Here is a 14,215-nt window from a genome sequence, read left to right as displayed (position 1 = left end):
CCTGTGTCCCAACAGTTGCACACCCGGTGCCCCACGGAGGGCGCGAATCCGGCAGAGTTGGACGCGTGCAGTCGTCCCCGGGGATGGTCGCCGTCGCGGCGCTGAGCGGTTGCGCCGCGGCCGGCGCCGTCGCGCTGCTCGCCGCGTCGGCCCGCCGCCGCACCGGCCCCCGTCGGCAGGCCCACCTGCTGCTGGCCGTCGCCGGGGGGACCGCCCTGCTCAGCCTGCTTCTCGGCCTGGGCGGCCTGCTGCTCGCCGGGGACGACTGGGCGCACCGGCAGGGCCAGCGCACCGGCTGGGCCACGCTCGTCGCGGCGTCCACCACCGTGGCCGGGTTGGGCCTCGGCGCGGCGCTGCTCCGGTTGCCCGGCGCGGCGGCGACCCGGGCCGCCACGGCCCGGCTGCTGCTCGACGGCGTGATCATGGCGACCGCGCTGTGGTTCGTCGGCTGGGTGGCGTTCAGCGCGCCGACCCGGCTGCTCGGCGACGCCACCCCGGTCGCCTGCCTGCCCATCCTGCTGGCCACCGTCAGCGCCGCGCTCACCACCGGGCTGACGCTGATCCTGGTGTTGCGGGCCGCCCCGCCGCGCGGCTGGCTGGCCCTGCTCGGCGCCGGGGCGGTCGCGGTGACCGCCGGCGGCCTGGGCGTGGCGGCCGGGCTCTGCCAGGGCGGCCAGCGCATGCTGCTGGCCGGCGCCGTGGTGTCCGCGGCCGGCCTGGTGGCCACCGCGGTCGCCGGTCGCCGGGCCGACGCGACACGGTTCGACGTCGACCTCATCCGCCGCGACGGCGAGTACGCGTTCGTGCCGATGTTCGCCATGGCCGCCTCCGCGATGTACCACCTCACCCAGGGCGGGCGGTTCGACGGGTACGGCATCGTCGCCGGCAGCGTCGAGGGGTTCGCGCTCGTCGCCCGGCAGTATCTGGCCCTCAACGACGTGCGCGGCTACGCCGTCCGGCTGGCCGAGCGGGAGGCACACTTCCGCGAGCTGGCGCACACCGATCCGCTCACCGACCTGGCCAACCGGCGCGGCCTGCTGCGGGCCCTGCACCGGTGCGCCGAGACGGGCGTGCCCTGCGTGCTGCTCGGGCTCGACCTGGACGGCTTCAAGAACGTCAACGACATGCGCGGGCACGACGTCGGCGACGCGGTGCTCGCCGAGGTGGGCCGGCGGCTGCGCGGCAACCTGCGGCCGGGTGATCTGGCCGCCCGGCTCGGCGGCGACGAGTTCGCGGTGCTGATGCACGGTTCGGCCGAGCCCGGCCCGGTCGCCGAGCGGCTGCTCGGGGTGCTCGGCCGCCCCTACGAGGAGGCGGACGGGCCGGTCTTCCTCTCGGTCAGCATCGGGGTGGCCGGCAGCCCCGGCGACCACGACGTCGAGCTGTTGCTGCGCAACGCCGACCTGGCGCTGCGCTACGCCAAGCAGCGCGGCAAGAACCGCATCGAGCGCTACGACGCCACGTACGACCAGTTGCTGAGCCGGCGCACCCGGCTGGAGCACGAGCTGCGCGGCGCGATCGAGCGGGACGAGCTGCGGCTGGTCTTCCAGCCGGTGGCCTCGCTGCCCTCGGTCCGGCCGGTCGGCGCCGAGGCGCTGCTCCGCTGGCGTCACCCGGAGCTGGGCAACGTCCGGCCGGACGAGTTCATCCCGCTGGCCGAGGAGTGCGGGATGATCTCCAAGCTCGGCGCGTGGGTGCTGCACCAGGCCTGCTACCAGCTCTCCCGCTGGCTGGCCGACGGGCACGACGTCTGGGTGTCGGTGAACGTCTCGCCGCGTGAGCTGCACGCCCCGCAGTACGTGGTCCAGGTGGCCGACGCGCTGCGCGCGCACCACGTGCCGCCGCAGCGGCTGGTGCTGGAGGTGACCGAGCACGCGGTCGCCACCGACCTGGACGAGCTGATCCGGCGGCTGACCGCGTTGCGGCTGACCGGTGTCCGGATCGCGCTCGACGACTTCGGCGCCGGCTACTCCTCGCTGGGGCAGTTGCGGCGGCTGCCGATCGACATCCTCAAGATCGACCATAGTCTGGTCGCCGAGCACGAGCCGGTGCGGCCGGTGGGCCGGGAGGGGCCGGCGTTCGCCCCGATGGTTGACATCGTCATGCGCCTCGGCCACCAGCTCGGGCTGGAGGTGATCGCCGAGGGGGTCACCAATCCCACCGAGCTGGCCGCCGTGGTGGCTGCCGGCTGCCGGTTCGGTCAGGGCGCGCTCTTCGGCTGGGGGGTGCCGGCCGAGCACCTGGAGGCGATGCTGGAGGCGGCCACCGCGCCCGGCAACCGGCCCGCCCCGATCCCGTCCGCGCCGCCGTCCCCGCCGGTGCGTAGCCCGTCGCCGTTGCTGCCCCGGCTGCGCAACAACCCGCCCGCCCCGCGCCCCGCCCTGGAGGCGTCGTCGCAGGTGACAGCCGGCGTGGACGGGGTGTCGGCGCCCGACACGCCCACGTCCGTGAACCAGAATGTGGGATCAGTTGACTCATCGCGTGAGATGCGTCAGGCTTAGCCGCATGTCGTCGAACCGGTCGCTGCGAGTACTTACCTGAGCGCACTCTCCCACCGAGAGTGCGCTGGCCCCGTGCATCCTGCACGTGGGCTTTTTTGTTGCCGTCGGACCATCGCCGGGACGCCCGCGTCCCATCCTGACAACCGCGTCACCCACTCACAGCCGAAGGCTTGAACCGCCATGACGAGACCTACGCCAGAGACCCTCGCCCACTCCGCCCGACGAGCCCGTCCGGGCACCGGCGCGGCCGGCGACGCCGACCACGCCCCCGCCTCCCGCGCCGGCGCCGCCCCCGCCGGGAGCCGGGCCGTCCCGGCCGCGGACCCGGCCGACGCACCGGTACGGCAGCCCACCACCGCGCAGGTCTCCGGCGCCGGCTCGCTGGTGCGGTCGCTGGAGGCGCTCGGCGTCGACGTGGTCTTCGGCATCCCGGGGGGCGCGATCCTGCCCGCGTACGACCCGCTCTACGACTCGACGGTCCGGCACATCCTGGTCCGCCACGAGCAGGGCGCCGGGCACGCGGCCACCGGCTACGCGCAGGCCACCGGCCGGGTCGGCGTCTGCATCGCCACCTCCGGTCCGGGCGCGACCAACCTGGTCACCCCGATCGCCGACGCCTACATGGACTCGGTGCCGATGGTGGCGATCACCGGCCAGGTGGCCCGGCCGTCGATCGGCACGGACGCCTTCCAGGAGGCCGACATCCAGGGCATCACGCTGCCGATCACCAAGCACAACTTCCTGGTGCAGACCGCCGACGAGATCCCCCGGGTGCTCGCCGAGGCGTTCCACCTGGCCGCCACCGGCCGGCCCGGCCCGGTGCTCGTCGACATCCCCAAGGACGTCCTCCAGGCGCCGGCCACCTTCTCCTGGCCGCCGACGCTGGACCTGCCCGGCTACCGGCCCACGCTGCACCCGCACGGCAAGCAGATCCGCGAGGCGGCCCGGCTGATGACCACGGCCCGCCGGCCGGTGCTCTACGTCGGCGGCGGCGTGCTCAAGGCCGGCGCCACCGAGGGGCTGCGCCGGCTGGCCGAGCTGACCGGAATCCCGGTGGTCACCACGCTGATGGCGCTCGGCGCGTTCCCCGACTCGCACCGGCAGCACCTGGGCATGCCCGGCATGCACGGCACCGTCGCCGCGGTCTACGGCCTCCAGAAGGCCGACCTGATCGTGGCGCTCGGCGCCCGCTTCGACGACCGGGTGACCGGCAAGCTGGACTCGTTCGCGCCGGACGCCGCGGTGGTGCACGCCGACGTCGACCCGGCCGAGATCGGCAAGAACCGGCACGCCGACGTCCCGATCGTGGGCGACGCGCGGCACGTGATCGACGAGCTGGTCGCGGCGGTCACCGCCGAGCAGGCCACCCACCCGGCCACCGACCTGGCCGACTGGTGGGCCCAGCTCGACGACCTGCGCGAGCGGTACCCGCTCGGCTTCGAGGAGCCGGCCGACGGCACGCTCTCCCCGCAGTACGTGATCAAGCGGTTGGGCGAGCTCGCCGGTCCGGACGCGATCTACGTGGCCGGCGTCGGCCAGCACCAGATGTGGGCCAGCCAGTTCATCTCGTACGAGAAGCCGAACACCTGGCTCAACTCCGGCGGGCTGGGCACCATGGGCTACGCCGTGCCGGCCGCGATGGGCGCCAAGGTGGGCCGGCCGGACACCACGGTCTGGGCGGTGGACGGCGACGGCTGCTTCCAGATGACCAACCAGGAGCTGGCCACCTGCGCGCTGGAGGGCATCCCGGTCAAGGTCGCCGTGATCAACAACGGCAACCTCGGCATGGTCCGGCAGTGGCAGACGCTGTTCTACGGCGAGCGCTACTCCAACACCGAGCTGGGCACGCACAAGCACCGCATCCCGGATTTCGTCAAGCTCGCCGAGGCGCTCGGCTGCGTCGGGCTGCGCTGCGAGAACGCCGCCGACGTGGACAAGACCATCGAGGCGGCCATGGCGATCACCGACGCGCCGGTGGTCATCGACTTCGTGGTCGGCAAGGACGCGATGGTCTGGCCGATGGTGGCCGCCGGCACCAGCAACGACGAGATCATGTTCGCGAGGGGCGTCCGCCCCGCCTTCGACGAGGACGACATCTGACCATGAATCTGCACACGCTGTCCGTGCTGGTGGAGAACAAGCCGGGCGTCCTGGCCCGGGTCTCCGGGCTGTTCTCCCGGCGCGGGTTCAACATCGACAGCCTCGCCGTGGGCGAGACCGAGAACCCGGACGTCTCCCGGATCACCATCGTGGTCAACGCCGAGTCCTCGCCGCTGGAGCAGGTGACCAAGCAGCTCAACAAGCTGGTCAACGTCCTCAAGATCGTCGAGCTGGACGCGCAGGTGTCGGTGGCCCGGGAGCTGCTGCTGGTCAAGGTCCGCGCGGACCGCAGCGCCCGCGCGCAGGTGCTGGAGACGGTCGGCCTGTTCCGCGCCCGGGTGGTCGACGTCGCGCCGGACACGTTGACCATCGAGGCCACCGGCACGCCGGACAAGCTCGACGCGCTGCTGCGCGACCTGGAGCCGTTCGGCATCAAGGAGATGGTCCAGTCCGGCACGGTGGCCATCGGGCGCGGCTCCCGCGCCATCACCGCCGGCCCGGCGCTGCGCGCCGCCTGATCCGTACCCACCAGTTTTTCGACGGGCCGACGGGCACCGCCGTACGAAAGGGAAGTCAATGAGCGTTGAGGTTTTCTACGACGACGACGCCGACCTGGGCCTGATCCAGGGTCGCAAGGTCGCCGTGATCGGGTACGGCAGCCAGGGCCACGCGCACGCGTTGTCGCTGCGTGACTCCGGCGTCGACGTGGTGATCGGCCTGCCCGCCGGGTCGAAGAGCCGGCCCAAGGCCGAGGAGCAGGGCCTGCGGGTGCTCAGCCCGGCCGAGGCGGCGGCCGAGGCCGACGTGATCATGATCCTGGCGCCGGACACCGCCCAGCGTGGCCTCTACGCCGACGCCATCGCGCCGAACCTGGCCCCCGGCAAGGCGCTCTTCTTCGGCCACGGCTTCAACATCCGGTACGGCCTGATCACGCCGCCGGCCGACGTGGACGTGGCGATGGTCGCCCCGAAGGGCCCCGGTCACCTGGTCCGCCGCCAGTACGTCGACGGCAAGGGCGTGCCCTGCCTGGTCGCCGTCGAGCAGGACGCCAGCGGCACCGCGTTCGGCCTGGCGCTGGCGTACGCCAAGGCGATCGGCGGCACCCGGGCCGGTGCGATCCGGACCACGTTCACCGAGGAGACCGAGACCGACCTCTTCGGCGAGCAGGCGGTGCTCTGCGGCGGCGCGGCGGCGCTGGTGCAGACCGGCTTCGAGGTGCTCACCGAGGCCGGCTACGCGCCCGAGGTGGCCTACTTCGAGTGCCTGCACGAGTTGAAGCTGATCGTCGACCTCATGTACGAGGGCGGCATCGCCCGGATGCGCTACAGCATCTCCGACACCGCCGAGTACGGCGACCTGTCCCGCGGCCCCCGGGTCGTCGACTCCCGGGTCAAGGACGAGATGCGCAAGATCCTCGGCGAGATCCAGTCCGGCGAGTTCGCCCGCGAGTGGGTGGCCGAGGACGAGGCCGGCCGGCCGAACTTCGCCAAGTGGCGGGCCGAGGGCGCGGCGCACCCGATCGAGGAGACCGGGCAGAAGCTGCGCGCCATGATGAGCTGGGTCGACCGCCCGATCACCGAGACCGCCTGACCCGGCACACCGCGCGACCCGCGACCCGACGCTCTCCCCGGCGTCGGGCCGCGGGTCGTCGCCGTCGGCACGTGAACCGGCGATGTCCGGCACGTGACGACCGCGTGTGAGGGCCCTCACCCCGTGGTCCGGGACCCGGAGGGCGGGCCGACACCTACCATCCTTGTGTGGTGCTCCACGCGGCACCCGACGGCCATGGCACGGATCGGCGCAGGGCGCAGCGCGGCGTCCCGACGCCCCAGGCCGACACATACCGAGCGTCTACGAGGACCGATGAATCCTGTCGTACTGATCGCCGAAGAACTCGCCCCCGCCGCCATCGAGGTGCTCGCGCACGACTTCGACGTGCGCCACGTGGACGGCACCGACCGTCCGGCCCTGCTCTCCGCGCTCTCCGAGGCCGACGCGGTGATCGTACGCAGCGCCACCCAGATCGACGCCGAGGCGGTCGCGGCGGCGCCCCGGCTGAAGGTGGTCGCCCGCGCCGGCGTCGGCCTGGACAACGTCGAGGTGCCCGCCGCCACCGCGCGTGGCGTCATGGTGGTCAACGCTCCCACCTCCAACATCGTCTCCGCCGCCGAGCAGGCGGTCGCGCTGCTGCTCGCGGTGGCCCGCAACACCGCCAGCGCCAGCGCCGCGCTCAAGGCCGGCGAGTGGAAGCGGTCGAAGTACACCGGCGTGGAGATCCAGGGCAAGACCGTGGGCGTGGTCGGCCTCGGCCGCATCGGCGTGCTGTTCGCGCAGCGCATCGCCGCGTTCGGCACCCGGCTCATCGCGTACGACCCGTACATCCAGCCGGCCCGCGCGGCGCAGCTCGGCGTGCGCCTGGTCGGGCTGGAGGAGCTGCTGCGGGAGAGCGACTTCATCTCGATCCACCTGCCGAAGACGCCGGAGACGGTGGGCCTGATCGGCGAGAAGGAACTGGCGATCGTCAAGCCGGGCGTCCGGATCGTCAACGCCGCCCGGGGCGGGCTCGTCGACGAGCAGGCGCTCGCGAACGCGATCGCGGAGGGCCGGGTCGCCGGCGCCGGTGTCGACGTGTACGCCAAGGAGCCCTGCACCTCGTCGCCGCTGTTCGCGTTCGACAACGTGGTGGCCACCCCGCACCTGGGCGCCTCCACCAACGAGGCGCAGGACAAGGCCGGTCTCGCGGTGGCCAAGAGCGTCAAGCTCGCGCTCCAGGGCGAGTTCGTGCCGGACGCGGTGAACGTGCAGGCCGGCGGCGTGGTCGCCGAGGACGTCCGGCCGCTGCTGCCGCTGGCCGAGAAGCTGGGCCGGGCCTTCACCGCGCTGGCCGGCGGCGTGGCCGCCAGCGTCACCGTCGAGGTGCGCGGCGAGATCGCCACCAACGACGTGTCGGTGCTCAAGCTCGCCGCCACCAAGGGGCTGTTCAGCTCCGTGGTGGAGGAGCAGGTCACCTACGTCAATGCGCCGCACCTTGCCGCCGAGCGGGGCGTCGAGGTCACGCTGGCCACGCCGACCGAGACGGTGGACCACCCGAACCTGGTGACGGTGCGCGGCGCGCTGCCGGACGGGCGGACCGTCCGGGTCTCCGGCACGGCGGTGCACACCGGCGCGCGGGACGTGCTCAAGCTGACCGAGGTGGACGGCTTCGACGTGGAGATCGGCGCGGAGGGCATCCTGGTCTTCCTGCGCTACGTCGACCGGCCCGGCGTGGTCGGCACGGTCGGCACGCTGCTCGGCGAGGCCGGCGTCAACATCGCCGCCATGCAGGTGGCCCGGCGGGAGGCCGGCGGTGAGACGCTGATGACGCTCACCGTCGACCAGGCGCTCGGCGCCGACCTGCTCACCTCCGCGGCCGACTCGATCGGTGCGGTCGCGGCCAGCGCGGCCGACCTGCGCGACGAGTAGTCCGAACACGACGGATCGGGGGCCCGGCCGCTTCGGCCGGGCCCTTCGTCGTGCCGCAGGTCAGGAACGGACGCGGGCGGGCGGCGGGTAGACCGAGCCGTCCTGCGCGTCGAAGAGCATCAGGTCGTGCTCGGCGGCCAGCCGCTCGATGTCCAGCAGCACCTGGTCCGGGCACGTGGGATGCAGGTTCATCTCGACGTGGTCGGCCGCCGCGTGCAGCGGTGCGACCTCCCACGGCGTGTCCGGTCGGGCCGGTCGGTCGGGGTAGCTCGCCGTGATCGCCCGGTAGAAGCCGACCACGCGCGGGTCGGGGTGCTGCTCGCCGTGCCATCCCTCGCGGCACTGCCGGACGGCCGCTCGCACCTGCTCCGGTGCGGCCCCGTTCGGCAGGGCCCACACGCTCAGATCGAAACTCACGGCGGACAGCGTGCCATCCCGGGCGGTCCACGTCACTTCTGCCCCGCCCCCGGGGTTCACCTGCTGATTGTCGACACCGGTACGGCGGCGTCCGCTGTGGAGACTCTTGCGTCGAGTTGCGTCGATTCGCTAGCGTACCGGTGCGGTTTCCGGCTGAGTCGATTTCCCGGCCCGTCTTCGGGTGGCGCGGTCGGGTGTCCGGCCAGTCGGCCCGCACCCCTCGATTGCGCGAGCCACGCGCATTCGTCGCTGACCGGCCCCCACGGTCGTTGCCGAGACCGCGGGGGCCGATCGCGGTCCCACACCCCGGATGCGAGCGGGGCGCGACCGCGCGTCAGCGGCGGTGGTGCGCGAAGAGCGCGCGATAGTCCGAGCCGTCGCGGAACCAGGCCAGGCCGGCCGGGCCGGCGGCGTACAGGGCGGTGGCGTAGGCGTCGGCGATCGCCAGGTCCGGGCCGACCACGGTGGCGGCGACAAGCCGTTCGGTCGGCTCACCGGTGTGCGGGTCGACGACGTGTCCCCGCCGGCCGGTGACGCCGGAGGTGCCGACCGCGCCCGCGGTCATCTCCAGCACCAGCGGCGACCGGCGGGCCTCGGTCGGGTGGTGCACCGCGACCCGCCACGGGCCGCCGTGCGCGGCGTGGCCGCGTACCGTCAGGTCGGCGCCGCTGAGCACGGCGTAGTCGTGGATGCCGGCGGCCCGCAACCGCGCCGCGGCGCGCTCCACCGCCCAGCCGCCGAGCAGGCCGCCCGGGTCGAAGCCGCCCGGCACCGCCCAGGCGTCGAACCACCCGTCGGTCGCCGCCCGCATGGCGGCGCAGCGGTCCACCAGGTCGGCCAGCGGGGGGTACGAGTCGGGGCTGATCTCGTCGCGCCGCAGCCGCGACACCAGGCTGTCCGGCTGGTTCGGGCCGTAGGTGAGGTCGACGGCGCGCAGCTCGGCGACGGCGTCCCGGAGCGCCTCGCCGACACCCCGGTGGCCGAACCAGTCCGGCGCGTTGAGCAGCAGCGTGTACTCCGCGGTGGAGGTGCTGACGGTGTGTCGGACGCTGATCCGGTCGTGGGGGGCGGCGCCGTCCCGTTCGATCCGGTGGCTGCGGGCGCCGAGGCGCAGGTCGGGTCGGGGCTGGCGGAACGCGGCCTGGTCGACCCAGCGGGTCCGGGGTTGTTCGTCCGCCCAGTGTGCCCGCCGCTGGTCGATCCGCATGACACCCGCCCCCTCGCTGGCTGCCGCAACGTCGCGGCGATGCCCCGTCCCGGGCTCCCGTCGACCCGGTCGACACTGACCATAAGCAGTGGAGATGACCGCACCATGAATGCCGGCTGGGAGCCTCCTGTGCATCGGGTGTCCCGCATGGTGGAAGACTCGTACCGGGAGGCGGGACGGGGACGTACCGTTGCGCAGAACGACGAGGTGAGGAGCGCCAGGTGGCACGCATCGCGGTGGTGGCCGGCGACGGCATCGGTCCCGAGGTGGTCGGGCAGGCCCGCAAGGTCCTCGACGCCGTGCTGCCCGGCATCGAGGCCACCGAGTACGACCTGGGCGCCGCGCGCTGGCACCGCACCGGCGAGGTGCTCCCCGACAGCGTCCTCGACGAGCTGGCCGGCCACGACGCCATCCTGCTCGGCGCCGTCGGCGACCCGACCGTGCCGCCCGGCGTGCTGGAGCGCGGCCTGCTGCTCAAGCTCCGGTTCGCCTTCGACCAGTACGTGAACCTCCGGCCGTCCCGGCTCTGGCCCGGCGTGACCGGCCCGCTGGCCGCCGTCAAGCCCGGCGAGGTGGACCTCGTGGTGGTCCGCGAGGGCACCGAGGGGCTGTACGCGGGCGCCGGCGGCAGCCTGCACCGGGGCACCCCGGCCGAGGTGGCCACCGAGGAGAGCCTGAACACCCGGCACGGCGTGGAGCGGGTGATCCGGGACGCGTTCGCCCGGGCCGGCCGCCGGGAGCGGCGCAAGGTCACGCTGGTGCACAAGACCAACGTGCTCACCCACGCCGGCTCGCTGTGGTCCCGGGCCTTCGCCGAGGTCGCCGCCGAGCACCCCGACGTCGCCACCGAGTACCAGCACGTCGACGCCGCCGCGATGTTCCTGGTCACCAACCCGTCCCGGTACGACGTGGTGGTGACCGACAACCTCTTCGGTGACATCCTCACCGACATCGCCGCCGCGGTGACCGGCGGCATCGGGTTGGCGGCCAGCGGCTGCATCAACCCGGAGGGGCGTTACCCGTCGATGTTCGAGCCGGTGCACGGCTCCGCGCCGGACATCGCCGGCAAGGGCGTCGCCGACCCGGTGGCCGCCGTGCTCTCCGCCGCGCTGCTGCTCGACCAGCTCGGCCACGCCGACGCCGCCGCGCGGGTCACCGCCGCGGTCGCCACCGAGCTGGCCGGGCGTACGCCCGGGGCGCCGGGAAGCACCGACGAGGTCGGCGACCGGCTCGCCGGGCACGCGGTAGCCTGACCGGGCCGATCCTCCTGGCGGCCCGGAACCGGGCCGCCAGACCCGTTTCCGGGCCAGCTCCGCCCAATTGGCATCGTCGATGTGCGGGGCCGGAGCTATCCGCTGAACGACCGTTCGGGGTAAGTTTCTGGCACCAGTGACGTCGGTGTGCGAACCCGTATGCCGTGGACCCGCAGGGAGGTCAGCGCGATGAGCGGTGGTGACAAGCTCGATTTCGAGATCCGTCCGAATCCCGCGCCGGTATCCGCCGCCGACCGGGCCGCCCTGCTGGCGAACCCGGGCTTCGGCCGGGTGTTCACGGACCACATGGTCACCATCCGCTACGCCGACGGCAAGGGCTGGTACGACGCCCGCGTCGAGGCGCGCGCCCCGATCCCGATGGACCCGGCCGCCGCGGTGCTGCACTACGCGCAGGAGATCTTCGAGGGGCTGAAGGCGTACCGCGGTGGCGACGGGTCGGTGACCATGTTCCGGCCGGAGGCCAACGCGGCCCGGTTCGTGGCGTCCGCCCGGCGGCTGGCCATGCCGGAGCTGCCGCCGGAGACGTTCGTGGAGTCGCTGCGCCGGCTCGTCGAGATCGACCAGGCGTGGATCCCGGAGGACGAGGACGGCAGCCTCTACCTGCGGCCGTTCATGTTCGCCAGCGAGGTCTTCCTCGGGGTGCGCCCGGCAAACGAATACCTCTACTGCGTCATCGCGTCGCCGGCCGGCGCCTACTTCGCCGGCGGGGTGAAGCCGGTGACGGTCTGGGTCTCGCCGGACTACACCCGGGCCGCGCCCGGCGGCACCGGCGCGGCCAAGTGCGGCGGCAACTACGCCGCCTCGCTGGCGGCCCAGGCCGAGGCGATCGAGGCCGGCTGCGACCAGGTGGTCTTCCTGGACGCGGTGGAGCGGCGGTTCGTCGACGAGCTGGGCGGCATGAACGTCTTCTTCGTCTACGATGACGGCACCCTGGTCACCCCGCCGCTGAGCGGCACGATCCTGCCGGGCATCACCCGCGACGCGGTGCTGACGCTGGCCGCCGAGGCCGGGCACCCGGTCCGGGAGAGCCCGGTCAGCTTCGCCGACTGGCAGGCGGACGCGGCGAGCGGACGGCTGCGTGAGGTCTTCGCCTGCGGCACCGCCGCCGTGATCACCCCGATCGGCGGCGTGCGCTTCCCGGACGGCGAGTTCCTCATCGGCGGCGGCGAGCCGGGCCGGGCCACCATGGCGTTGCGGCAGAAGCTCGCCGACATCCAGCGCGGTCGCGCCGCCGACCCCCACGGTTGGGTAACCCCCATCATCTGACGTCGGCGTCGGACCGGTGCGGGGCCGGGCCGGGCCGGTCGACGCCAGCTCCGTTCGGATCGGGGTGCCGACGCTCATTCGCCGGCCGGACCGGTGCCTCCGCCCGCAGCGCCTACGAACTTGATGGCACGAACGAGTCGCGGCGTGACGGCGAGTTGGCCGCTGATGCATTCGCGCCCTCAAGTTTGTAGGCAGGCTGGCGCCATGTCCGGCGTCGGCGTTGCCCAGCCGCCAGAGTCGGTTGGCCGGCCGAGCCCGGCCGAGCCTGCCGAGCCCGGCCGAGCCTGCCGAGCCCGGCCGAGCCTGCCGAGCCCGGCCGAGCCTGCCGAGCCCGGCCGAGCCTGCCGAGCCCGGCCGAGCCCGGCCGAGCTGGTCAGTTCGGGGCGGCGCGGTTCGATGCCCGGGCCGGGGCGGGCGGCCCGGGGACGAACGCGGGGGCGGGTGGATGCGCCCCCGCGGTCAGCTCAGCAGGTGGGTGCGGAGCGCGTCGAGCTGGGCGTCCGTGACGCCGGCGTGGGTCAGGTAGCCCTCGACCGAGCCGTGGCCGGCCCGCAGCTCGGCGAGGAACAACTCCATCGCCTCGGCGGGGGAGCCCAGGAACGGCGGCGGCGGCTCCTCCGCGTCCGGCAGGGTGGCCCGCACCCAGGCGCTGAACCGTTCGGACGCGGCGGTGCTCAGCGCGTAGTCCGCGACGATGTCGTCGTCGGCCACGCCGAGCACGGCCAGCGTGAGCGCGCAGACGATGCCCGTGCGGTCCTTGCCGGCGACGCAGTGCACCACCACCGGGGCGTTGGCGCTGTCGGCGATCAGGCCGACCGCCTCGGCCAGCCCCGCCGTGCCGGTGCGGGCCAGGTCGGCGTACCGGTCGGCGAGGTAACGGGCCAGGCTGACGCCGGAGGACTCGAACTGCTGGGCGGCCCAGTCCGCGTGCTCGGGATGGATGTGCCGGTAGACCAGCCCGTCGTAGTCGGGCACCCGGCCGTCGCGCGCCACCTCGGTGGGGCGGCGCAGGTCGATCACCGTGCGGATGCCGAGCGCGGTGAACGCGGCCCGGTCGGTCTCGTCGATGCGGTGCAACGAGTCGGAGCGGTAGAGCCGGCCGCGCCGGACGGTGCGCCCGTCGCGGGCGGGGTAACCGCCGACGTCGCGGAAGTTGAACAACACGGGAAAGGGTGTCTCCGGGGCGTCCATCCCTGACACGGTAACGGCCGGCGGCGGGCTCCGGTGCCCCCCGCCGGCCGTCGACCGCGGGTCAGCTCCGGGGCGGGCCGTCCGGCGGCAGCGCCGAGTGGTTCTCGCCGTAGTAGCCGCCGAGCCGCTCCCGGTACGCCGGCTCGGCGTGACTGGCCTCGTCGTACTCGGGGGCGGCCTTGATCTGGTCCTTCTCCCGGTCGACGTGGACCGTGCGTGCGTCGTGGTCGACGTGGTTGACGGTCCCGGCCGGGAGCATCACCTTCTTGCCGAAGATCCACGGACCGGTGTCGACGACCAGGTAGCTGTCGTCGACCGTGTGGCTCGCGCGGTCGATCTTCCCGATGCCGCCGTCGGTGGCCTCGACGTGGTAACCGGTCAGGTCGGCGCTGGCCACCCCGGCCTCGTCGCGGTAGCGCCACGGGTCGAACGCGCCGCCCGGGGCGCCGCCGGCGACCGCGCCGGCGCCGTCGTCGACGACCGGCTCGGTGCCGCCGTGCGTGGCGTGCGGGTCGAGTCTCTCCATCTGCCTGCTCCCGTCCCGACGGCGGTGCCGTCGCAGCGACGCTGTCTCCGCCGGAGTTACCCACCCGCTCCCGGCACCAACCCGGCGACGCGGTGTCCCGGCATGTGGATTACCCCTCCCAGAACGCGGCGGAGGTGGCAGAGTACCGGTCGTGACCAGCTCCGTCCTGATCATTAGCAGCTAGCGCGCCGGCTCCCCCTCGCCGAGCGCGCCGACCTCCCGCATTTCGCGGGGGGTCTTTTTGTTGCTCTCCCCAGGCACGAGAAGAGGA

Annotated in this window: 11 protein-coding genes; 7 read left to right on the top strand and 4 right to left on the bottom strand. The window is 73.6% G+C overall.

Annotated features, from left to right (window positions below; all coding sequences use genetic code 11):
- The first annotated feature begins 65 nt into the window (after nucleotides 1-65).
- The 5 genes from VKK44_RS21845 (at nucleotide 66) to serA (ending at nucleotide 8,063) form a co-directional block, all read left to right on the top strand.
- Nucleotides 66-2,501: a putative bifunctional diguanylate cyclase/phosphodiesterase gene (locus tag VKK44_RS21845; protein ID WP_343443086.1), complete on the top strand. Its 2,436-nt coding sequence runs from the start codon at nucleotides 66-68 to the stop codon at nucleotides 2,499-2,501.
- Nucleotides 2,502-2,681: 180 nt separating this feature from the next.
- A complete protein-coding gene (locus tag VKK44_RS21840) occupies nucleotides 2,682-4,601 on the top strand; it encodes an acetolactate synthase large subunit (RefSeq protein WP_343443085.1) in 1,920 nt (639 codons plus the stop codon).
- A gap of 2 nt (nucleotides 4,602-4,603) precedes the next feature.
- Complete coding sequence (ilvN, locus tag VKK44_RS21835) at nucleotides 4,604-5,119, top strand: acetolactate synthase small subunit (protein WP_343443083.1); 516 nt, start codon at nucleotides 4,604-4,606, stop codon at nucleotides 5,117-5,119.
- A gap of 58 nt (nucleotides 5,120-5,177) precedes the next feature.
- Nucleotides 5,178-6,191: a ketol-acid reductoisomerase gene (ilvC, locus tag VKK44_RS21830; RefSeq protein ID WP_343443082.1), complete on the top strand. Its 1,014-nt coding sequence runs from the start codon at nucleotides 5,178-5,180 to the stop codon at nucleotides 6,189-6,191.
- 273 nt (nucleotides 6,192-6,464) lie between these two features.
- Nucleotides 6,465-8,063, top strand: coding sequence for a phosphoglycerate dehydrogenase (serA, locus tag VKK44_RS21825; RefSeq protein ID WP_343443080.1), 1,599 nt, complete (start codon nucleotides 6,465-6,467; stop codon nucleotides 8,061-8,063).
- A gap of 60 nt (nucleotides 8,064-8,123) precedes the next feature.
- On the opposite strand, the gene VKK44_RS21820 is transcribed toward serA, so the two are convergent.
- Together VKK44_RS21820 and VKK44_RS21815 are read right to left on the bottom strand one after the other, a co-directional pair.
- Complete coding sequence (locus VKK44_RS21820) at nucleotides 8,124-8,480, bottom strand: hypothetical protein (RefSeq protein ID WP_343443078.1); 357 nt, start codon at nucleotides 8,478-8,480, stop codon at nucleotides 8,124-8,126.
- Between the two features lie 334 nt (nucleotides 8,481-8,814).
- Entirely contained in the window at nucleotides 8,815-9,687 is an 873-nt protein-coding gene (locus VKK44_RS21815) for an FAD:protein FMN transferase (RefSeq protein ID WP_343443077.1), read from the bottom strand.
- Nucleotides 9,688-9,908: 221 nt separating this feature from the next.
- Here VKK44_RS21815 and VKK44_RS21810 point away from each other — a divergent pair, with 221 nt between their 5' ends.
- Together VKK44_RS21810 and VKK44_RS21805 are read left to right on the top strand one after the other, a co-directional pair.
- Complete coding sequence (locus VKK44_RS21810) at nucleotides 9,909-10,940, top strand: 3-isopropylmalate dehydrogenase (RefSeq protein WP_343443076.1); 1,032 nt, start codon at nucleotides 9,909-9,911, stop codon at nucleotides 10,938-10,940.
- Nucleotides 10,941-11,129: 189 nt separating this feature from the next.
- Nucleotides 11,130-12,227 carry a branched-chain amino acid aminotransferase gene (locus VKK44_RS21805; protein WP_343443075.1) on the top strand — a complete coding sequence of 366 codons (1,098 nt, stop codon included), beginning with the start codon at nucleotides 11,130-11,132 and terminating at the stop codon, nucleotides 12,225-12,227.
- 459 nt (nucleotides 12,228-12,686) lie between these two features.
- On the opposite strand, the gene VKK44_RS21800 is transcribed toward VKK44_RS21805, so the two are convergent.
- Nucleotides 12,687-13,418, bottom strand: a complete 732-nt coding sequence (locus tag VKK44_RS21800) for a tyrosine-protein phosphatase (protein ID WP_343443074.1) — start codon at nucleotides 13,416-13,418, stop codon at nucleotides 12,687-12,689.
- 61 nt (nucleotides 13,419-13,479) lie between these two features.
- Nucleotides 13,480-13,944 (bottom strand): PRC-barrel domain containing protein, encoded by a 465-nt coding sequence (locus VKK44_RS21795; RefSeq protein ID WP_343443073.1) that lies wholly within the window; start codon nucleotides 13,942-13,944, stop codon nucleotides 13,480-13,482.
- Nucleotides 13,945-14,215 lie beyond the last annotated feature (271 nt).

The organism is Micromonospora sp. DSM 45708 (assembly GCF_039566955.1).
GTDB lineage: Bacteria > Actinomycetota > Actinomycetes > Mycobacteriales > Micromonosporaceae > Micromonospora.
This window is presented reverse-complemented; position numbering and strand designations above follow the sequence as displayed.

What these genes read in the sequence shown, in the direction of transcription:
- VKK44_RS21840 (WP_343443085.1), top strand. Translation starts at nt 2,682, where the DNA reads ATGACGAGACCTACGCCAGAGACCCTCGCCCACTCCGCCCGACGAGCC.
- ilvN (WP_343443083.1), top strand. Translation starts at nt 4,604, where the DNA reads ATGAATCTGCACACGCTGTCCGTGCTGGTGGAGAACAAGCCGGGCGTC.
- ilvC (WP_343443082.1), top strand. Translation starts at nt 5,178, where the DNA reads ATGAGCGTTGAGGTTTTCTACGACGACGACGCCGACCTGGGCCTGATC.
- serA (WP_343443080.1), top strand. Translation starts at nt 6,465, where the DNA reads ATGAATCCTGTCGTACTGATCGCCGAAGAACTCGCCCCCGCCGCCATC.
- VKK44_RS21815 (WP_343443077.1), bottom strand. Translation starts at nt 9,687, where the DNA reads ATGCGGATCGACCAGCGGCGGGCACACTGGGCGGACGAACAACCCCGG.
- VKK44_RS21805 (WP_343443075.1), top strand. Translation starts at nt 11,130, where the DNA reads ATGAGCGGTGGTGACAAGCTCGATTTCGAGATCCGTCCGAATCCCGCG.
- VKK44_RS21800 (WP_343443074.1), bottom strand. Translation starts at nt 13,418, where the DNA reads ATGGACGCCCCGGAGACACCCTTTCCCGTGTTGTTCAACTTCCGCGAC.
- VKK44_RS21795 (WP_343443073.1), bottom strand. Translation starts at nt 13,944, where the DNA reads ATGGAGAGACTCGACCCGCACGCCACGCACGGCGGCACCGAGCCGGTC.